This window comes from Streptomyces sp. NPDC087420 (assembly GCF_044744165.1).
In the GTDB taxonomy this organism is placed as follows: domain Bacteria; phylum Actinomycetota; class Actinomycetes; order Streptomycetales; family Streptomycetaceae; genus Streptomyces.
This window is the reverse complement of record NZ_JBIUXU010000007.1, coordinates 451,157-469,569: the sequence shown is the minus strand read 5'-3', so window position 1 is coordinate 469,569 and position 18,413 is coordinate 451,157. Positions and strand designations below refer to the sequence as shown.

Annotated in this window: 17 protein-coding genes and 2 pseudogenes; 10 read left to right on the top strand and 9 right to left on the bottom strand. The window is 71.1% G+C overall.

Annotated features, from left to right (window positions below):
- From ACIO1C_RS17385 to ACIO1C_RS17370, 4 genes are all read right to left on the bottom strand, one after another.
- The coding region (locus ACIO1C_RS17385) for a helix-turn-helix domain-containing protein (RefSeq protein ID WP_401864106.1) at window positions 1-420 on the bottom strand (420 nt) is incomplete at its 3' end.
- A 120-nt stretch (window positions 421-540) separates the two neighbouring features.
- Window positions 541-873 (bottom strand): ester cyclase, encoded by a 333-nt coding sequence (locus ACIO1C_RS17380; protein ID WP_401864161.1) that lies wholly within the window; start codon window positions 871-873, stop codon window positions 541-543.
- Between the two features lie 118 nt (window positions 874-991).
- Window positions 992-1,435 carry an ester cyclase gene (locus ACIO1C_RS17375; protein WP_401864104.1) on the bottom strand — a complete coding sequence of 148 codons (444 nt, stop codon included), beginning with the start codon at window positions 1,433-1,435 and terminating at the stop codon, window positions 992-994.
- A 2-nt stretch (window positions 1,436-1,437) separates the two neighbouring features.
- Window positions 1,438-2,421: an NADP-dependent oxidoreductase gene (locus ACIO1C_RS17370; protein ID WP_401864101.1), complete on the bottom strand. Its 984-nt coding sequence runs from the start codon at window positions 2,419-2,421 to the stop codon at window positions 1,438-1,440.
- 359 nt (window positions 2,422-2,780) lie between these two features.
- On the opposite strand from ACIO1C_RS17370, the gene ACIO1C_RS17365 reads away from it, so the two are divergent.
- Window positions 2,781-3,374, top strand: coding sequence for a TetR/AcrR family transcriptional regulator (locus ACIO1C_RS17365; RefSeq protein ID WP_401864100.1), 594 nt, complete (start codon window positions 2,781-2,783; stop codon window positions 3,372-3,374).
- A 142-nt stretch (window positions 3,375-3,516) separates the two neighbouring features.
- On the opposite strand, the gene ACIO1C_RS17360 is transcribed toward ACIO1C_RS17365, so the two are convergent.
- On the bottom strand, window positions 3,517-4,734 hold the full coding sequence (locus ACIO1C_RS17360) for a hypothetical protein (RefSeq protein WP_401864097.1): 1,218 nt from the start codon (window positions 4,732-4,734) through the stop codon (window positions 3,517-3,519).
- A 260-nt stretch (window positions 4,735-4,994) separates the two neighbouring features.
- Window positions 4,995-5,558 (bottom strand): TetR/AcrR family transcriptional regulator, encoded by a 564-nt coding sequence (locus ACIO1C_RS17355; protein WP_401864094.1) that lies wholly within the window; start codon window positions 5,556-5,558, stop codon window positions 4,995-4,997.
- 12 nt (window positions 5,559-5,570) lie between these two features.
- Here ACIO1C_RS17355 and ACIO1C_RS17350 point away from each other — a divergent pair.
- From ACIO1C_RS17350 to ACIO1C_RS17335, 4 genes and pseudogenes are all read left to right on the top strand, one after another.
- A pseudogene (locus ACIO1C_RS17350) lies at window positions 5,571-6,525 on the top strand (SDR family NAD(P)-dependent oxidoreductase).
- A gap of 211 nt (window positions 6,526-6,736) precedes the next feature.
- A complete protein-coding gene (locus ACIO1C_RS17345) occupies window positions 6,737-7,981 on the top strand; it encodes a serine hydrolase domain-containing protein (RefSeq protein WP_401864091.1) in 1,245 nt (414 codons plus the stop codon).
- 176 nt (window positions 7,982-8,157) lie between these two features.
- Entirely contained in the window at window positions 8,158-8,613 is a 456-nt protein-coding gene (locus tag ACIO1C_RS17340) for a MerR family transcriptional regulator (protein WP_401864088.1), read from the top strand.
- 13 nt (window positions 8,614-8,626) lie between these two features.
- Window positions 8,627-9,670, top strand: coding sequence for an SDR family oxidoreductase (locus ACIO1C_RS17335; protein ID WP_401864085.1), 1,044 nt, complete (start codon window positions 8,627-8,629; stop codon window positions 9,668-9,670).
- 76 nt (window positions 9,671-9,746) lie between these two features.
- Here ACIO1C_RS17335 and ACIO1C_RS17330 read toward each other — a convergent pair whose 3' ends face one another.
- Window positions 9,747-11,003 carry an SGNH/GDSL hydrolase family protein gene (locus ACIO1C_RS17330; RefSeq protein WP_401864082.1) on the bottom strand — a complete coding sequence of 419 codons (1,257 nt, stop codon included), beginning with the start codon at window positions 11,001-11,003 and terminating at the stop codon, window positions 9,747-9,749.
- A gap of 143 nt (window positions 11,004-11,146) precedes the next feature.
- On the opposite strand from ACIO1C_RS17330, the gene ACIO1C_RS17325 reads away from it, so the two are divergent.
- From ACIO1C_RS17325 to ACIO1C_RS17315, 3 genes and pseudogenes are all read left to right on the top strand, one after another.
- On the top strand, window positions 11,147-11,446 hold the full coding sequence (locus tag ACIO1C_RS17325) for a DUF4235 domain-containing protein (protein WP_327234021.1): 300 nt from the start codon (window positions 11,147-11,149) through the stop codon (window positions 11,444-11,446).
- Between the two features lie 205 nt (window positions 11,447-11,651).
- Window positions 11,652-12,311 (top strand): CatB-related O-acetyltransferase, encoded by a 660-nt coding sequence (locus ACIO1C_RS17320; protein WP_401864159.1) that lies wholly within the window; start codon window positions 11,652-11,654, stop codon window positions 12,309-12,311.
- Window positions 12,312-12,342: 31 nt separating this feature from the next.
- Window positions 12,343-12,926 (top strand): annotated as a pseudogene (locus ACIO1C_RS17315) (alpha/beta fold hydrolase).
- 43 nt (window positions 12,927-12,969) lie between these two features.
- On the opposite strand, the gene ACIO1C_RS17310 reads toward ACIO1C_RS17315, so the two are convergent.
- A complete protein-coding gene (locus tag ACIO1C_RS17310; protein WP_401864079.1) occupies window positions 12,970-13,236 on the bottom strand; it encodes a helix-turn-helix domain-containing protein in 267 nt (88 codons plus the stop codon).
- Window positions 13,237-13,343: 107 nt separating this feature from the next.
- On the opposite strand from ACIO1C_RS17310, the gene map reads away from it, so the two are divergent.
- Both map and ACIO1C_RS17300 read left to right on the top strand, forming a co-directional pair.
- On the top strand, window positions 13,344-14,162 hold the full coding sequence (map, locus tag ACIO1C_RS17305) for a type I methionyl aminopeptidase (protein ID WP_401864076.1): 819 nt from the start codon (window positions 13,344-13,346) through the stop codon (window positions 14,160-14,162).
- A 151-nt stretch (window positions 14,163-14,313) separates the two neighbouring features.
- Window positions 14,314-15,417 (top strand): MBL fold metallo-hydrolase, encoded by a 1,104-nt coding sequence (locus tag ACIO1C_RS17300; RefSeq protein WP_401864073.1) that lies wholly within the window; start codon window positions 14,314-14,316, stop codon window positions 15,415-15,417.
- 91 nt (window positions 15,418-15,508) lie between these two features.
- Here the strand turns inward: ACIO1C_RS17300 and ACIO1C_RS17295 are convergent, their stop codons facing one another.
- Window positions 15,509-18,310: an AAA family ATPase gene (locus ACIO1C_RS17295; RefSeq protein ID WP_401864070.1), complete on the bottom strand. Its 2,802-nt coding sequence runs from the start codon at window positions 18,308-18,310 to the stop codon at window positions 15,509-15,511.
- Window positions 18,311-18,413: the final 103 nt, after the last annotated feature.

Sequence of the window (18,413 nt, the reverse complement as noted above, 5' to 3'; positions counted from 1 at the left end):
CACGTGGACGAGTTCGCCGGGCCGCTCGCGTTCGTAGCGGCGGACGACGTGGCCGGTGGCCCGGTCGAGGTGGGTGAGGCGGGCCAGGCCGTAGCGGGTCAGGACCCGGTGGACGGTCGACGGGTTCAGCCGCAGCAGGCCCGCAATGCGGGCCGGGCCCCACCGGCGCAGCAGGCGGAGCTTGATGATCCGCCGCTCGGTGCGGGAGGGGGTCCGGCGCGGGCTGTGACGCGGGCGCGAGGAGCGGTCGCTCATGCCTGCCTCGCCGAACTGGCGGTAGCGGCCCGCCCACCGCTGCGCGGTGGTGGGTGAGACCTGGAAGCGTTCGGCCGCCCGCCGCAGCGGCCAGCCGTCGTCCACGACGCAGCGGGCCAGACGCAGCCGTCCGGTCTCGGTCAGAGGTGCATTACGGTGAGGCATGAGGGCCTTTCGGGCCGGTGTAGACGTCGCAATCCACACCAAACCCGGAAGGCCCTCACCCGTTCAAGATCCCACCGCAGTGATCACCATCACCGCACCCAACCTCCGTGGACAGAACACCTAGGGCTGTGTGAGCTGGCGCTTCAGGTCTGCTTCGTCGACTACGTACCAGGACTCGGCGAGTTTGCCGTCGGCGACCCGGTAGTGGGCGATCTCCGATGTGCGGAACGTCCGGCCTGTGGGCTGGATGCCGTTGTACGCCCCCTGGTGTGTCCCGGTGATGGTGTAGAGGGCGCAGATGAGGTTCCCCTCCACGACCACGTGCTCGACCTGCCAGGCCCGGTCGGGGAAGGCGGCGATCAGGTCGGCGATCTGGGTGCGGAAGGACGGGAGGTTCCGGCGCACTCCGTTGAGGAGGAATGACTCGGGGTAGACTCGCCTGCGCGCTCGAATTCGTGCTTTTTCCAGGCGGAGTTATACGCGAGGAAGAATTGTCGGAGTCCGGCGGCATCCGCCGCCGCGGTCGTCTTCGGATTCATGAGGCGCTCCTCTCGGGGGAGGAGGAGGGCCGCTATTTCTCCGCGGCCGCCGCAGGGAGTCCGCCGATCTGGATGATGACGGAGAGAAGGTTGCCGACACCCCAGTGCTCGACGATCCGGCCGTTCTCGACCCGCATGGCGTCGACCACCTCGAAGTGGACTTCGCGGCCGGTCGGGGCGACGCCGAAGAAGTCCCCGGTGTGGGTGCCGTGGTAGATCTTGTAGGTCGTGACCAGGTCGCCCTCGGCCGTCTGCCAGTGGATGACCGGGTTGAAGTCGGAGAAGGTGGAGCGCAGGGTGCGGTACAGCTCGCGCACTCCGTCCTTGTCCGAACCGAAGCCCTGCTGGGGGGTGTGGTCGATGAAGTCGTCGGCGTAGAGCTCTTCGTAGACATCGAAGTCGCCGCGTCCCTGCACTTCTTCGACGGCGCGCCGGACGACCTCGATGGCGGCCTTGCTCTCGTCAGTGCGTGTCATGGTCATTTCTCCTTGTGCGAGATGGCGTGATGGCTTGATGGTGTGCTGGGTCGGGGCGGGACGGCCTTGCCGAGGGTCAGGACGATCTTTCCCCGGGTGTGGCGTTCGCCGAGTTCGGTGTAGGCGGCGCGTACCTGGTCCAGCGGGTACACCGCGTGGACGGGGAAGGTGACATCGCCCTTCTCGGCCAGGTCCGCGAGGGATTCCCAGACCTCGGGTGTGTCCCCTTGGGCCTGGCCGGCGGAGTGGACGCCGTGGCGGGCGACGGCCGCGGCGTCGGCGATCGTGTTGATACGGGACGGGGGGAGGCCCAGTTCCAGGGCGGCTGTCACGTTGCCCCGGCCGAAGTGGTCGAGGTACGCCGTGACCGGGTGCGGTGCCGCGCGTTGGATGCGGCCGACGAGGCCCGGGCCGTACTCGACGGGGATGGCGCCGAGGGATTTCAGGAACGGGAAGCTGCCGCGGCTCGCGGTGGCCAGGACGGTGGCGCCCCGGAGCCGGGCGAGTTGGACGGCGACGGATCCCACCCCTCCGGCCCCCGCTGACACCACCACGGTGTCCTCGCCGGACAGAGCCAGTGCTTCGAGCCCGGCATGGGCGGTCGCCCCGACGCCCGGGATGACCGCCGCCTGTTCCCAGGCAAGCCCGTGAGGTTTGCGGGCAAGCCTCGCCGGCTGTGCCAGGACGAACTCGGCCTGCGCGGCGCGTGGCTGGAAGCCCATCACCTCGTTGCCCGGCTCGAACTCCGTCACGCCGGGGCCGACGGCGTGGACGACGCCCGCGTAGTCGTTGCCCTGCCCCTCGGGGAAGTGCGCGGGCCACCGGTCCGCGAAGGCGCCTTCACGGATGCCGATCTCTCCAGGGTTGACCGCGGCCACCTCCACGGCCACGAGTACTTCGCCCGGCCAGGGCTCCGGCTGCTCGACGTCAACGACCTCCAGCACCTGAGGGCCTCCGTAGCGGCTGAAGCGCACCGCCTTGGGCATCAAGATCACCTCTCCACGATTTCGGGTGCGGCGTCGGAAACACTGTCGGCGTACGTGTCGCTTACGGGCCGGATCCGGCCCGTAAGCCACGGACCGGACCGGCGGCCGCCGGGCGGCTCAGCGGGCCGCCCCGTCCCGCAGGGCGAGGGGTCTGCCGATTGCTCCGGCTCCGATGACTCCCATGGGCATGACCCGCTCCTGAGCTGAATGGGTACGGTGGAGTAGGCGGTGACCCGAGTGAGCTGTCCATCAACTGCCACGAGGGAATGCGCCGCACTTCCGAACCGTTCGGTTACAAAGTAGAGCGCGGACCGTCTCGGCTGTATTCCGAGGCAGTGAGCTTTTTGGGGGCGTTTTCCATGGCCAGGACGGGACGGCCCCGCTCCTTTGACACCGACGACGCGCTCGACGCGGCGATGCGCCTGTTCTGGGCCGCGGGATACGAGGGGGCCTCGCTCACCGAGCTGACCGAGGCGATGGGCATAAACCGGCGCAGCGTCTATGCCACCTACGGCAACAAGGAGACCCTCTTCCGCAAGGCGGTCGACCGGTACCTGGACGGCCCGGGAGCATTTGTGGCGAAGGCACTGGAACAGGCCACCGCCCGACAGGTCGCTTCAGCGGTGTTGCACGGCTGCGCCGACGCCTACACCACACCCGGCTTCCCCAGCGGCTGCCTGCTGGTCCAGTCCGCACTCGCCTGCGGCCCGGAGGGCGAGCCGGCCCGCCGCGACCTCGCCGCCCGCCGGGAAACCGGCATCGGCGTCCTGCGCAAGCGCTTCGAACGCGCCCAGGCCGACGGCGACCTCCCACTCGAAGCGGACCCCGACAGCCTGGCGCGCTACCTCACCGCGATCGGCCAGGGCATCTCGGTTCAAGCCACCGGCGGCGCCGGCCGGGAGGACCTGCACCGAGTGGCCGACCAAGCCCTCAGCACCTGGCCGAGCGCCTGAGCGCCTGAGCGCCTGAGCGCCCGAGCGCCCGAGTGCCTGACGACGCTGGCCCGGCCCAGCGCGGTGAGGCGGGCCGGTGGAAGGCAGGTCGGCCGGGGGTGGGGGTCAGGCCCGGGGCGAGGGCCACGTGGATGCCTGTGGGTCAGCCGGGGTGTCTGCTGAGGGTGTAGGCCATCCTGGCCAGTCGGGACCGCTTCGCCTTGGACGAATAGGCGTACAGGAAGGGCCACTGCGGTCCGTCGAACGCGCTCGGTGCCCAACCCATCTGCCGGGCCAGGCCCGAGCCCAGCTGGTACGCCCCGGCCGCCATCCCGGCGATGCCCAGGGCGTTCCCGGGCGCCAGTACGAAGTCCACCGCTCCCGCCGCCAGGGCGATGCTGCCGACAGCCGTCGCCAGAGGCCGCTCGCGCAGCTCGCCGAGCGGGTCGCTGAAACGTGCTGTGCCCACCGCGCGGCGCAGTTCGCGGATGATCAGACCGTCGAGTTCACGCCGGGGATGGTGCCGATAGCGCTCGCACACCTCGGCGATCCACCGGACCAGTTCCTGGCGGCCCTCGCCGCGGAGGAACGTGTCGAGATCGCGGGGGCCGGCCTGGACGTCGAGGAGGCGGAGGACATCGAGCAGTTGCACCGCCAGTTCCGCCGCCAGATCCGGGGGAGGCGCGGTGGGCGTCGGTGCCGGAGGGCCGCCGGCCGTCCCGGCCCGGGTGATCAGCCGGACGAAACGGCGGTCCGCCCGGCTGAGCAACAGCGGAGCCCTGGCGCCCGAGAGTTCGAACGCGGCGCCGTGGTTGTAGGCGTCGCGCAGGATCAGCTTGGCGACGTCGAACGGCGCGCCGTCGGTGTGCAGCCTGGCGGCTTCGCGTGTTCCTTGGGGGATACGGTGAGCGGCGCCCGCGCCCCGGTAGGCGCCGTACCAGTACGTGACCTGCCCCGGATCGAGCGCCAGGCGCTCCGCCGCAAGCTCCGCACCCCGTTCCGGTGGCGCCGCGAGCACTCTGCGCTCGCTTTCCGGCAGCGCTTCGTCGTTGCGCAGGATGGACAGCAGCGCCGCGTCGATCTCGTTGTCCCAGCGGGCGGCCTCCCACGGGTGCCGGTCGCGGTGCGCGGGGTCGGTCAGCCACGGTTCGCGGGCCTGGACACGGATGAACCCCTGCTCGACGTAACGGACGAAGGCTTGCGCCGGGATCTGGCTCGCGTGGCGGATCAGCACGCTGGACGGGGCCCACAGGTTGAGGGGCTGGCTGAGCGCGAGCAGGCTGTGGAGGCTCCGGTACCCCGGCTCGCCGTACTCGCTGAGGTGACAGAAGGTCGGGAAGACCGAGCCGGCCGTGCCGGGGAAAGCGGCCGCGCCGGTCATGCGGCCGGCGCGGGGCGTGGGATGGCGACGTGCCGCTCCGCTGTGCGCGTGTGGTCACCCGACGCCCGCCGCCGGAGGCGCTCCGCGGCCCTGCTGCGCATGTATCCCCCTTGTAGCCGGGCCGTGTTGGTGTCTGCCCGGACTTGAGAGTACGCACGCGGCGGGGCGTACGGGCAGGGTTTCGCCCGGTTGAGGCGCTTCGACGGAGCGCCCGCCTTCGTACGGTGCCGTCCTCGGCGGAGGAGCGGATTCGCTCGGTCTCAGGAGAGGGGCCAACTGCGCAGGGTGGCGTCGGCCAAGTCCTGGAGTTCGTCGCGGTCGACGCCGCTCGCGGCTTGTACGGCGAGGCCGTAGGCGAAGGTGGTGAGGTGGCGGGCCAGGAGGGCCGGATCGGTTCGCGGAGGCAGGTCGCCCTCGTCCACGGTGCGCTGGAAACGGTCGCGGACGCTGGAGTAGCCGTTGTTGCGCCAGGTGACCAGGAGGTCACGGACCTCCTGCCCGGAGTCGCTGGTGGTCAGGGCGCCCTGGACGCCCAGGCACCCGTGGGGATGGGCCGGGCGGGTGGTGGTCCGAATGGTGCCGGCCAGGATCGCGGTGGCGACGCCGAGGGCCGTCGGCTCCTCCAAGGCCCGGGCCAGGTACGGGCTCGGGCCTTCGGTGTAGCGCTCCAGGACCTTGCGGAACAGCTTTTCCTTGTTGCCGAAGGCCGCGTACATGCTGGTGGTGGAAATGCCCATCGCGTTTGTCAGGCCGGCCGTGCCGGCCCCCTCGTAGCCGTACTTCCAGAAGAACAGCATGGCGCGGTCGAGGTGCTCAACGCCCACACGTTCGACGGTATGGACGAGTTCATCGGCGACCGGACCACGCTGAACGGTGAGCCGGCCACCCGGGACGACCTCATCGCCGTTCAGAGGCACGACGTGGACGCGGTCCCGGACCTCCACTGGGAACTCAAGGAACTGCTCTTCGACGGTGACCGCCTGGCCGCGCGTCTGGTCAACACGGGAACCCCGGTGAAGGAATGGCTCGGCGTGGCTCCCACCGGCGCCTCGTTCGAGATCGTCGAGTACGCCATCCATCAGATCCGCGACGGACGGTTCGCGCACATGACCGCCCTGCACGACGCCGGTGCGAACAAGGGCATCGGCTTCGAGACAGCCAGACAGTTTCTGGCGTTGGGCCACGTCGTCTACATCGGCGCTCGGGACGTCGAACGGGGTGAGAAGGCCGCGGCGGCGCTCGGCGCGCGATCTCTGCAACTCGACGTCACCGACGACGCGTCGGTGAACCACGCGCCGGCGGCGATCGACGCGGCCGAGGGGCGGCTCGACGTCCTGGTGAACAACGCGGGCATCCTCGGGCACGGAGTGGTCGACGGTCCCACGGCACTCCGGGCCTTCGACACCAACGCGGTGGGAATCGTGCGGGTCACGGAGGCGGCGCTTCCCCTCCTGCGCAAGTCCTCGAACCCGACCGTGGTCACTTTCCAGCAGTGCCGGGTCCTTCTGGGCGGTGACCCGTCCGGACCGGCCGGAGTTCAACCTGCCGCTGGCGCTCTACTCCGCGTCCAAGTCCGCGGCCACCATGCTCACGGTCCAGTACGCCAAGTCCCAGCCGGGCATCCGGTTCAACGCGGTCGAGCCCGGCACCACGGCGACCGACCTGACCGCGGCGTTCGGAATCGGAGAGACGCCGGAGGAGAGCGCCAGGGTCGTCGTGCGTTTCGCGACTCTCGACGCGGACGGTCCGACCGGGACCTTCCAGGACGAGAACGGCGAAGTGCCCTGGTAGCCGTGTGGGCTCGTTCCTCCCGGTACGGGCCCCGCACCGGACCCTGCGACCGGTACGGCCGGGCGGCTCCGACCGTCCTCCGAGCGGCGGCGCCCCCGTGCGGCGCCGAACGGGTGGATTCGCCGGAACACATTCGGATGCGGGGCGCTCGTGAGGGGTGCCGGTGGTGGTGTGGGGCCCTCCGAGCCCTGACTGGAAGAGGTGCCACGGTATGCGACGTACTTCCCGCCGCCGGCTGCTCGCCGCGACGTTGTTCGTGGCGTCCGTTCTGATTCCGTTGACGGCGGCTCCCGCCGCGACCGTCCACGCCGTGAGCGCCGACCGGCACGAGGGGGACCTGTACGAGAGGGAGCGGCACGAGAAGGAGCGGCACGAGGGGGAGCGGCACCCGGCCGGTGGTCTCGGGCCCGAGCTGACCGCCCGGCTCGACAAGGCGATCGAGGACACCCGTCGGCAGGCGGGCATTCCCGGGGTTGTTGTCGGCCTGTGGATGCCGGGCAGGGGCAGCTACGTCCGCGCGACCGGCGTCGCCGACACCGTCACCCACGAGCCGATGACCGTCGACCCCTTCGTACGGATCGGCAGCGAGACCAAGACCTTCACCGTCACCGCGCTGCTCCAGCTCGTGGACGACCACCGGATCCGACTGGACGACCCGATCTCCCGCTACGTCCACGGGGTGCCGGACGGTGACCGGATCACGCTCCGCCAGCTCGCCGAGATGCGCAGCGGCCTCTTCCCGTACACCTCCGACGCGGACTTCACCCATGAGCTGCTGAGCGACCCGGAGCGTTTCTTCACCCCGCGTGAGGTGCTCGCGTACGGCTTCCGGCACGCGAACACCTTCGCTCCGGGGGCGCAGTTCGAGTACTCGAACACCAACCTGGTCCTGCTCGGCCTGGTGATCGAGAAGGTGACCGGTCACCGGCTCGCGGACGTCATCGACCGGGAGGTGCTCCGCCCGGCGGGTCTGCGCTCCACGCTGTTCCCGCGCGGAGCCGAGTTCCCCGAACCGCACCCGCACGGCTACACCGACCAGACGCTGAGCGGAGCGGTCGCCGACGCCACGGACTGGAATCCCAGTTGGGCCTGGGCCGCCGGGGCGATGATCTCGAACCTGCACGACCTGCGCCGCTGGGCGGACGTCGTCGCCACCGGGAAACTGCTCAGCCCGCAGACCCAGGCGCAACGCCTCAAGACGCTGCCGACCGGTTTCCCCGGTACCACGTACGGCCTCGGCATCTTCGAGACCAACGGATGGATCGGGCACAACGGCTCCATCCCGGGGTACGAGACGGTGACGGTCTATCTGCCCTCGGAGAAGGCCACCCTGGTGATCATGATCAACACAGACTCGACCGTTGACGGCCAGGAGCCGTCCACCCTCCTCGCCCGCGCGGTCACGGCGGTCGCCACCCCCGACCACGTCTACGACGGCGCCGTCGTGACCCCCTAGGGCGTGTGGAGCCGTTCGACGGGTCGGGCAGGCCGCTAGCTGCGGCTGACTTTCCGGCGGGAACGCCCCTGAGCTGCGGCTTCGGGGCGTTCCTGCGGCTTGTTCACGCCGATGGGCGGTACTTCGCGCGCGCGGGAGCTTGACTTCAAGCGCTTCAAGTGGCGGAGGCTTCCCTCATGGCGGCAGTGACCGGAGAGCGGACAGTGGGTCTGACCATTCAGGAGATGGCGCGGCGGTCGGGTTTCAGTGAACCCACGTTGCGCTACTACGAGAAGATCGGCCTGCTGGGAACGGTCGGCCGGGACGAGTCCAGTGGACATCGCCGGTACGCGCCGGCCACCGCGGCCCGCGTCGACGCACTGTCGTGCCTGCGTTCGGCGGGGATGACGGTCAGCGGGATGCGCCGCTACCTGGACCTGCTCGCCCAGGGGTCCTCCGCGGCGGCCGACCAGCGGGAGCTGTTCGCCGCGCAGGCGCGGAAGCTGGCCGCCGACATCGAACAACTCCAACTGCGCCTGACGTATCTGCGACGGAAAGCGGATATGTGGGACGCCCGCGTCCGCGGGGACGCCGCGGCCGAGAACCAGGCGGTCGAAGACGTCATACGCGTCGTGGAAAAATTCTCACACTGAGGGGCTCCACAGCATGGACACTGTATTGGTCACCGGCGGTACCGGCTTCCTCGGCGGTCACTCCGTCGCCCGGCTGCTGCGCGAGGGGTACCGGACCCGGGTGACGGTCCGGGAGTCCGGACAGCGGGCCGGGGTGCTGGCCGCGTTGCGGCGGGCCGCGGTTGATCCGGCGGACCGGCTGGAGTTCGCCGTCGCCGACCTCAGTGCCGACGCCGGCTGGGAACAGGCCATGGACGGTGTCGGGCACGTGCTGCATCACGCCTCGCCCTTCCCGTCGACCCCGCCCGAGACGGAGGACGAACTCATCCGGCCCGCCCGTGACGGCGCGCTGCGGGTCATCTCGGCGGCCCGCAAGGCCGGGGTCCCGCGGGTCGTGATGACCTCCTCCTACGCCGCGGTCGGCTACACGCTCAAGCCCGGCAACCACTACACCGAGGCGGACTGGACCGACCCGGACACCGAGGGTCTGCCCGCCTACCACAAGTCGAAAGTCCTGGCCGAGCGCGCGGCCTGGGCCGATGTCCGTCACCACGGCGGGATCGAGTTGGTGGTCGTCAACCCCACCGGGATATTCGGCCCCCAGCTGGGCGACCGGCCCTCCGGCTCGGTCGGCCTGGTGCGGGGCATGCTGACCGGGCGGATGCCGGTGGTGCCGGTCATGTACTTCGGAGTTGTCGACGTACGCGACGTCGTGGACCTGCACCTGCGGGCCATGCTGCACCCCAGGGCGGCGGGTGAGCGCTTCATCGCCGTCAGCGGAGCGTCGATCAGCTTCTTCGGCATGGCCCGGATCCTGCGGGAGCACTTCCCCGCCGCGGCCGACCTGCTGCCCTCCGCCGAACTGACCATCGAGCAGGTACGCGAGGCCGCGAAGACCCGGCCCGCGCTGCGGGACGCCGCGACCCTGCGGGGCCGGATCCCCGTCATCAGCAATGACAAGGCCCGCTCGGTGCTGGGCTGGGAACCCCGGGAGGTCGCCGAGACGATCGTGGCGACCGCGGAGAGCCAGATACGGCGCGGCCTGACCCTCCAGGAGAACCCCGGCCCCCGGTCGTGACGGGGCCGGCGGCGTCCGGGCCGGGCCTTTCGGACCGTGCGGGTGGACGTCGCCGACCCCGCCTCGGGGCCTGTCTCTAGCGCGAGCACCTCAGCGCGTTCACGTTCACCGTGTCTGCCATCAGTTTCATCCCCGCGTCGTTCGGGTGCAGGTGGTCGCCCGCGTCGTATGCGGGGAGCATCTTCGTCGGCGCCGAGGGATTCCGTATCGCCGCGTCGAAGTCGACCACCGCGTCGAACGCGCCGCTGCGGATGAAGCGGTTCACCTCCTGGCGGACGGCCTCACCGTTCGCGTTCCACTCGGGCCAGCCCTCGTACGGCATGACGGTCGCGCCCACGACACACGCGCCCCTCGCCCGGGTCCGGTCGATGATCTGCCGGTACGCGGTGATCAACTGGGCGGCCGTCGGGGCCGGGTTGGCCTTGATGTCGTTGACGCCTTCGAGCAGGATCACCGTACGCAGACCCCGCTGCGACAGGACGTCCCGGTCCAGCCGCTTCAGCGCGCTCACGCCGGCACCGTCGGTCAGCACCTTGTTGCCGGAGATGCCTTCGTTGGCCACGCCCTTGAGGGTGGTGCCCGTGGTGGCCTGGAGCCGGGCCGACAGCAGGTCCGGCCAGCGGCGGTTCGTGTCCGGCGTGGAGTTCGAACCGTCCGTGATCGAGTCGCCCAGGGCGACCACCGCTCCGGTGCCCGCCGGTGCGTCGGCGACCACGGCGTCGAGGTAGTAGCGGAAGCCCGTGGTCTGCGTGTAGGCCGTCGCGGCCTCGGCCGCCGCGTGGTTGCCGGCGGGGGCGATGTACGAGGTCTGACGGCCCATCTGGTGACCGGTCGCGGTACCGGCCGCGCTCTGGACGTAGATGCTGACCGCGAGATCGGCCTGCGCCCGTACCGTACCGGGCAGCGGGTCGCTGTACACCGACCCTCCGGCCGGTACGGTGACGGCCGCCGCCCCGCCGAAGGTCAGGGCCCGGTTCGTGCCGGGCGCGACGGCCGCCCCGGACGCGCGTACCCCGACGTAGGCGCGGCCGAAGGTGACCGGCTGCTCGCCGAAGGCGTTGGAGAGGCGGATGCGCAGGGCGCTGCCGCCCGTGCTGGTGCGGATGACGAGGCGGTGCGTCCGCCCCGCCACCGCCGCGTCGAGCCGGTCGGCGCTCGCACCCCAGGTGACGACCTGGGTGGTCGCCGCGGCGGACGTGGCCCGGGAAACGGTCTGCGACCCGGTCGGCGATTCCGCCTGCGAGACGGCCGGGGTCGCGAGGGCGGCGGTGAGTGTCAGAGCGAGAAGGGTGCTCGCGCGGCGGGCGCGGCGCAGTGACTGCGGTCTGTTCATAGCGGGTGAGGTCCCTCTCATCGTGGCCATGAGCATGTCACCTCACTGCACGGGCGGAGTCTGCTCCCGGTTCAGGGCGGGCCGCCGCCGGTTCACGACGAGCCGCTCCGTGTGCTTCCGCTCCGCGCGGGCATCCGTCCGGAGTGACGAAGAAGAAGCGGAAACTCACCCTCGCGTACAAGCCGGTCGGCTTTGTCCTCGGCTGGGCCGGCGGCGCCCTGGCCGGACTCGCCTTTCAGCAGACCTGGAAGGTCCTGCGCCACGAGGACGACGCACCGGACGCCCTGGACCGCGATCGCGGCTGGGGCGAGGTCCTGCTGGCGGCCGCGGTCCAGGGCGCGATCTTCGCGGTCGTACGGAGTGCGGTCGACCGGTCGGGAGCCAAAGCGATCGAGCGGGCGACGGGTACCTGGCCGAGCGACGGCGGAGGCGGCAGGGACTGACCTGCGGCCCTCTCCGGCCGCGAGGTCGATGATGCCTGCGGATGGCCGATGATGCCTGTGGGTGGTCGATGACGCCTGTGGGTGGTCAATGTCGCTTGTGGGTGCCGATTAATTCGGTGTTCCGCGTGGCTCGGTGGCGCGATCATAGGGCCGGTTACCGACACGCCACCCCAGGGAATCGTTCACCATGCCTGTGCCCGCGCCGATGTCCGTGCCCGCCGACCCGTCCGTGCTTCATCCGATGCCCGACCAGCCGAGGGTGGTGCTGCTCAGGCCGCTGGTGACGTCCCCGCTGATCGAGGTCGGGGAGTACTCCTACTACGACGACCCGGACGACCCAACCGCCTTCGAGACGCGCAACGTGCTCTACCACTACGGTCCTGAACGGCTCGTCATCGGCAAGTTCTGCGCACTGGGCACCGGAGTCCGGTTCCTCATGAACGGCGCCAACCACCGCATGGACGGCCCGTCCACGTTCCCCTTCCCGACGATGGGCGGATCCTGGGCGGAGCATTTCGACCTCCTCACGGGGCTGCCGAACCGGGGCGACACGGTCGTCGGGAACGACGTCTGGTTCGGATACGGCACGACGGTGATGCCGGGGGTACGGATCGGGCACGGCGCGATCATCGCCTCCGGCGCGGTGGTGACAAAGGACGTGCCCGACTACGGAATCGTCGGCGGCAACCCGGCGGGCCTGGTGCGCATGCGGTACAGCGACGACACCATCGCCCGGCTGCTCGCGGTGGCCTGGTGGGACTGGCCCCCGGAGCACCTCACCGACCATGTGCGGACGATCATGTCGGGGAGCGTCGCCGACCTTGAAGAGGCCAGGCCGGGCGGCGCGTGGCGCGGGCAGGGCTGACGGTGGAGCCGACGTACGAAGGAGATTCCCGATGACCGATTCCGCCGGTCCGGCCGCCCCGACCGCCGGCAGCCTGCGCGTGAACGGCGCGACGCTGCACTACGAAGTCCGCGGCCACGGTCCGCTTCTGCTGCTGATCCCCGGAGGGACGGGCGGCGAGCCCGCCCGGGTCTTCGGCGCCAGCTCGGGCGGGATCGCCGCCCTGCACCTGCTGACGGCCCATCCCGAACGCGTGGAACGCGTCGTGGTGCACGAGCCTCCGGCGGTGATGGTCCTGCCGGACGCCGCCGAGCATCGCCGGGCTCCTCGCGCGTGTGGGGGAGACACTCCGTACAGAAGGGCTCATGCCCGCCATGGCCGTGTTCGCCGAGGGGCTGAAGAAGGACGGTGACACCGCCGGGCCGAAGCCCGAGGTCGAGCTACCGCCCCGGGCGGCGGCGAGGGCCGAACAGACGAGGGCAGGCCTGCCCGCGCGGCGAACTCGCCCACGGTCCGGCCGCGCTCCTGGCCGACCGTTTCGGCACGGACCTCGTGCACTTTCCCGGCGGTCACATCGGCCTGACCACGCACCCCGACCGGTTCGGCGCACTCCTCCGCAAGACACTCCGCGCCTGACGGCCGCGCGGAGCACGACGGCTCCGTACCGCGAGGGCCGTGGCTAGGACGCCTTGCTCAGGGCGGGGTCGGTGCGCCAGATGAAGGCCAGGTCCGACAGGGGTACGCCCAGAACCTCGCTGAGGCGGACGATCGTGCCGAACGCGGGGGTCGGCAGGCGGCCGGTCTCGATCTTGCGGAGGGTCTCCGGGGAGATCTCCGCCGCCAGGGCCACTTCGACGGGGCTGCGTCCGGCCCGGGCGGCGCGCAACGCCGCCCCGAGACGTCGGCCCGCCTCGATCTGTTCGGGGGCGAGCGGATAGCGAACCATGCGCTCATGCTAGGTGGGTGGGTGTTCGGCGGCAACCATCCTCCCTGGCTGGTATAAATATACCTGTCAGCGTGCCGGAGGGTGCCCCGGAGAAATCGAGGATTGCAGTGATCGAGCTCAAATCTCCCCAAGACATCGAGCGTATGCGCGTCACTGGACAGTTCCTCGGGCAGGTGCTGGCCGAGCTGGGTGACCTCGCCGCCGTCGGGGTCAACCTGCTGGACCTGGAGCACCACGCGCGCCGCCGGATCAAGGAGCGCGGCGCGGAGTCCTGCTACTGGGACTACGCGCCCTCGTTCGGCAAGGGCCCCTTCCGTAACGTGGTGTGCCTCTCGGTCAACGACGCCGTACTGCACGGGCTGCCGCACAGCTACAAGCTGCGCGACGGGGACCTGCTGACCATGGACATGGCGGTACGCGTCGACGGCTGGGCCGCGGACTCGGCCCACTCCGTCGTCGTCGGCACCCCGTCCGACGACGACCTGCGGCTGATCGAGGCCACCGAGGTCGCCCTGGAGGCCGCGATCAAGGTCGCGCAGCCGGGCAACAGGCTCGGGGACATCTCGGCGGCCATCGGCGGGGTCGCCGCCGAGTACGGGTACCCGGTCAACCTGGAGTTCGGCGGTCACGGGATCGGGCGCACGATGCACGAGGACCTGCACATCCCCAACGACGGGCGTCCTGGGCGTGGTTGGAAGCTGAGGCCCGGTCTGACGCTCGCGATCGAACCCTGGTTCGCGGCCGGCACCAACAAGATCGTCTACGACCCGGACGGCTGGACGATCCGCTCGGCCGACGGCTCGCGCACGGCTCACTCCGAGCACACCGTCGCCATCACCGAGTCCGGCCCGCTCGTGCTCACCCGCCGCCCCGAGAGCGGCACGAGGCCGGCGGGCGGGCGGAAGTCGTCGGCGACCGGACGCTGACGAGGACGGGTTCGCGGTCGGTACGGACTGGGGTCTTTCCCCGGTGCGAGTCCGGGCGCCCGGTGGTGTGCTGATGGGGCATCAGCCATCGACGGAGGGGCGGACGCCGCGTCCGGCGTCCCACGCCCCGGAACCCCGGAAGGCCCACACCATGAACGCAGAACCCGTACTTCCCGGCCCGCGGAACCGTCGGGCCTTCGTCAGGACCGCGGGCGCCGCTCTGACCGTGCCCGCGGCCGTGGGCCTTGTCGGTGGTACGGGCTCCGGCACCGCGAGCGCCGCGGCCCCGGCGGCCGGGGCGTCGCCCGCCCTCCCGGACTTCGCGCCGGTCCCGGCCGGCGCGCTCGGGCCCGCGCTCAACGCCGCCGGATACTATGTCGGCCGTATCGACGGCAGCCTGTACTGGGTCACCGACGGCTTCTACCAGTCGATGTTCCTCAGTACGAGGGACGGCGTCGTCCTCGTCGACGCGCCTCCGACCCTCGGGCACAACCTCCAGCGCGCCATCGACGACGTCACGAAGGTCAACGGCCGCCCGAACAAGGTGACCCATCTGATCTACTCGCACTCCCACGCCGACCACGCCGGCGCGTCCTCGATCTTCGGCAAGAACGTCATCCGCGTCGGCCACAGCGAGTGCCGCCGCCTGCTGGTCCGCGACGCCGACCCGAACCGCCCGGCCCCGACGGTCACCTTCGACAAGCGTCACACCCTGCGCGTGGGGGGAGAGACCCTGGAACTGGCCCACCACGGACCGAACCACTCCCCGGACAACATCTTCATCTTCGCGCCCGCCCACGCGACTCTGATGCTCGTGGACGTGCTCTACCCCGGCTGGGTCCCGTTCAAGAACCTCGCCGTCTCCCAGGACATCCCGGCGTGGCTCCGGTCCCAGCACATCGCGATGGACTACCCGTGGCGGACCCTGGTCGGCGGGCACCTCGGACGCCTCGGCGTGCGCGCCGACGGGGACCTGCAACTCGCCTACACAGCCGACCTGGAGTCCTCCGTCCGGAGGGCGATGAACCTCGACCCGACGCCGTACTTCGAGAAGTACGGACCTTCCGGCAACGCGTGGGCGATCTTCCGGACCTATCTCGACGCGGTCGCCGAGCAGGCCGCCGCGCCGGTCATCGCCAAGTACACCGGCGTCCTGGCCGCCGCGGACGTCTACACCCTGGACAACGCCGCGACCCTGGTCGAGTCGTTCCGGATCGACAACGGGATCCTCGGCCCGTTCAGCACGCACCTCTGAGGACGCACCTCTGAGGACGCACGTCTGAGGCCCGCCCCCGGGCGGGGGCGGCCCCGGCCAGCGGTCGGGCGCCGCCCTCCCCGTACCCCGGTCAGGCCTCGGCATCCAGTACGGACGCCAGTTGACGCCGTGAGGTGATGTCGAGCTTCCGGAAGACCTTGTTGAGGTGGTACTCGACCGTCGACGTGGTGATGAAGAGCCGCCCGGCGATCTCACTGTTGGTCGTCCCGGCCGCCGCGAGCCCGGCGACATGCCTCTCCTGCGGAGTGAGATCGTGGTCGGTCCGTTCGTTCCGCCTGCGGGCGCGCTCACCGGTCGCCAGGAGCTCCACCCGCGTCCGCTCGGCGAACGCGGCGGCGCCCATCCCGGTGAACATCTCGTATGCCGTCCGCAGGTGGACCCGCGCGTCGGCGCGGCGCTTGCGCCTCCGCAGCCACTCACCGAACAGCAGGTGCGTCCGCGCGAGATCCGTCAGCATCCGGGTCCGGCCCAGCAGTTCCACCGACTCGCGGTACTGCTCCTCGGCCCGCTCGTCACCGCCCAACAGCGCCCCGCAGCGCGCCAGCAGGCCGAGCGCCCAGGGAGTGCCGCTCGTCGTCGCCCGCTCCTCCAGCCGGCCGTACGCCTCCGCCGCCGTGCCAGGGGCTCCGGCCCGGATCGCGGCCTCGACGATGTTGGGGAGCATCAGATGGCCCCCCGAACCGGGATCGGCGCCGACGCCGCGCACCGGGCCGGGCGCCGCTCCGAGCGCCGCGTCGAGCGCCTCCTGGTAGCGGCCAAGACCGAGTTCGAGCAGGGTCAGAGCCCGGGTCGCCTGGTCCGCCAGGACCCCGAGACCGAGCTGTCCGGCGAACCGGAGCTGGAGTGCCGCCGCCGCCCGCGCCTCGGCCTCGCGGCCCTGCCAGGCGAGGAGTTCGGCGCGCCGCAGGGGGGTTCCCGCCTTCCGGCCCATGGCCTCGATGAGGTCGTCCACCTCGTCGTGGCGGGCCTCGGCCTCCGTGAACCGGCCGGCCCACAACTCGGAGGTGGCCAACGCGACGAGGGTGATGGACAGCGAGTAGAGCGCGCCGTGGTCACGGTCGGCCTGGCTCAGCCGGTACAGCAGCTGATAGCGGCGCCCGTCGTCCCAGAGCGCGTCGGCGGCGATGGCGATCATCGCGGCCTGCGGGCTGTTCGTCTGCGGGAGTTCGCCGGCGGCGCACAGATCCGTGAGAGCCTCGCGCAGCAGCGGCGCGGCTCGCCCGAAGTCCTCGGCGACATGGGTGGCGAGCGCGGCCGTCAGACGGCCGGCCGCCGTGACGTCGACCTCCGGCCGGCGGGAGGCACCGACAACGGCACGCGCGACCTCGGTCACCGAGGTGCCGGTGACGTAGCCGCCGGCCATGATCGCCGCCTGGAGGCCCTCGGAGAGCATGTCCCAGCCCAATTGCGGGTCGAGTCCGCCGAGTTCGGCGACGGCTCCGAGAAGGATCTCCGGCACGGTCGCCATGCGCTGATGGAGCAACTCGATGGTGCCCCGCAGCCGTTGCGCCTGGGCGCGGGAGCGTGGGTCACGCAGATCGGGTGCGGTGCGTTCGAGGAGCGTCCTGGCCAGAGCGGGGTCGCCCGCGGTGATGTTCGCACTGGCCGCGGCGAGCAGGCGTACGGCCCTGGCCTCGGCGCCGGAGGTCAGCTCGGCGGCCCGCATCAGGAACGCCGCCTGCGTGGAGAATCCGCCCCGACGCCTCGCCTGCTCGGAAGCGCCGTCGAGTTCGAGCGCGACCTGCTCGTCGAGGCCGATGACGGACTGCGCGCGGTGCCAGGCCCGCCGGTCGGGATCGCGGAGCGGGTCGCTCACCGCGGCGAGCCCCGCGTGGATCCGCCGGCGGTCCGCCGCTTCGGCCCCCAGATAGACGGCGGAGCGGATCAGTGGGTGACGGAACCCGATGACGTGGTCCCGGGTGAGGATGCCCGCGGACATCGCCGGGTCGGCGGCCCCCGCCGAGACGCCGAGATGTCCGGCGGCCCGCCAGAGCAGGAACGGATCCTCGGGTGGCGTGGCCGAGAGGATGAGGAGGAGTGACTGCGTCTCGGCCGGCAGCGTCCTGACCTGCCGCAGGAAGTGGCTTTCGAGGAGCCTCCCGACCGGGAGGGGCGCGGGCAGTGGCGCGGTGCCCGCCAGTTGCTCGGGGGCGAGTGTGCCGGCGAGTTCGATCAGTGCCAGCGGGTTGCCGCCCGTACCGGCGACGATCCGGCCGGCCACCGCCGCGTCGAGGCGTCCCGCCCCGGTCGCCGACAACAGCCTTCTGGCGTCTCCCTCCGGCAGTCCGGCGACCGTCACGGTGGGAAGCCCGTCGAAAGGCCCCGCCCCGTCAGGGCCCTCCCGGCCGGCGAAGACCATCCCGATGGCGTCGGCGTGCAGCCGGCGGGCGGCGAACGCCAGCGCTTCGGCCGATTCCCGGTCCAGCCACTGCACGTCGTCGACCACGCAGAGCAGCGGTTGGACCGTGGATGCCTCGGAGAGCAGGGTGAGGGCCGCCATGCCGACGAGGTAACGGTCGGCGGGGACTCCGGCGACCACGCCGAACGCCGAGCCCAACGCCTCGCGCTGCGGGGCCGAGAGGCTGTCGAGCCGGGGCAGGCAGGGCCGCAGCAGCCGGTGCAACGCCGCGAAGCCGAGACGTGTTTCCGATTCCACCCCGGCGATCCTGACGACGCGCAGATCGGCACAGCTCTCGGCGGCGTGGTCGAGCAGGCGGGTCTTGCCGATCCCGGGTTCTCCGACCAGGACCAACGAACCGCTCTGTCCCTCACGGACACCGTTCAGAAGATCCGCGAGGAGCCGCCGCTCCTCTTGGCGGCCCGTGAGCGGGACCTGACGGCCACGGGTCCCGACCGGTACGTATCCAGTCATGTCCGTGCCACTCCCTGGAAGCTGAGGCGCGCGCACCGGTGCCGGGACGGCGTGTTTCCCAGGGAAGCACCGGGGTGCGGCGCGGCACACTGGGGACGAACCC

Excerpts from the sequence above, each read along its gene's own strand:
- ACIO1C_RS17320 (WP_401864159.1), top strand. The coding sequence starts at position 11,652 with ATGTCCGTGCCCGCCGACCCGTCCGTGCTTCATCCGATGCCCGACCAG.
- ACIO1C_RS17360 (WP_401864097.1), bottom strand. The coding sequence starts at position 4,734 with ATGACCGGCGCGGCCGCTTTCCCCGGCACGGCCGGCTCGGTCTTCCCG.
- ACIO1C_RS17310 (WP_401864079.1), bottom strand. The coding sequence starts at position 13,236 with ATGGTTCGCTATCCGCTCGCCCCCGAACAGATCGAGGCGGGCCGACGT.
- ACIO1C_RS17375 (WP_401864104.1), bottom strand. The coding sequence starts at position 1,435 with ATGACACGCACTGACGAGAGCAAGGCCGCCATCGAGGTCGTCCGGCGC.
- ACIO1C_RS17370 (WP_401864101.1), bottom strand. The coding sequence starts at position 2,421 with ATGCCCAAGGCGGTGCGCTTCAGCCGCTACGGAGGCCCTCAGGTGCTG.
- ACIO1C_RS17330 (WP_401864082.1), bottom strand. The coding sequence starts at position 11,003 with ATGAACAGACCGCAGTCACTGCGCCGCGCCCGCCGCGCGAGCACCCTT.
- ACIO1C_RS17340 (WP_401864088.1), top strand. The coding sequence starts at position 8,158 with ATGGCGGCAGTGACCGGAGAGCGGACAGTGGGTCTGACCATTCAGGAG.
- ACIO1C_RS17345 (WP_401864091.1), top strand. The coding sequence starts at position 6,737 with ATGCGACGTACTTCCCGCCGCCGGCTGCTCGCCGCGACGTTGTTCGTG.
- ACIO1C_RS17295 (WP_401864070.1), bottom strand. The coding sequence starts at position 18,310 with ATGACTGGATACGTACCGGTCGGGACCCGTGGCCGTCAGGTCCCGCTC.
- ACIO1C_RS17300 (WP_401864073.1), top strand. The coding sequence starts at position 14,314 with ATGAACGCAGAACCCGTACTTCCCGGCCCGCGGAACCGTCGGGCCTTC.
- ACIO1C_RS17365 (WP_401864100.1), top strand. The coding sequence starts at position 2,781 with ATGGCCAGGACGGGACGGCCCCGCTCCTTTGACACCGACGACGCGCTC.
- ACIO1C_RS17335 (WP_401864085.1), top strand. The coding sequence starts at position 8,627 with ATGGACACTGTATTGGTCACCGGCGGTACCGGCTTCCTCGGCGGTCAC.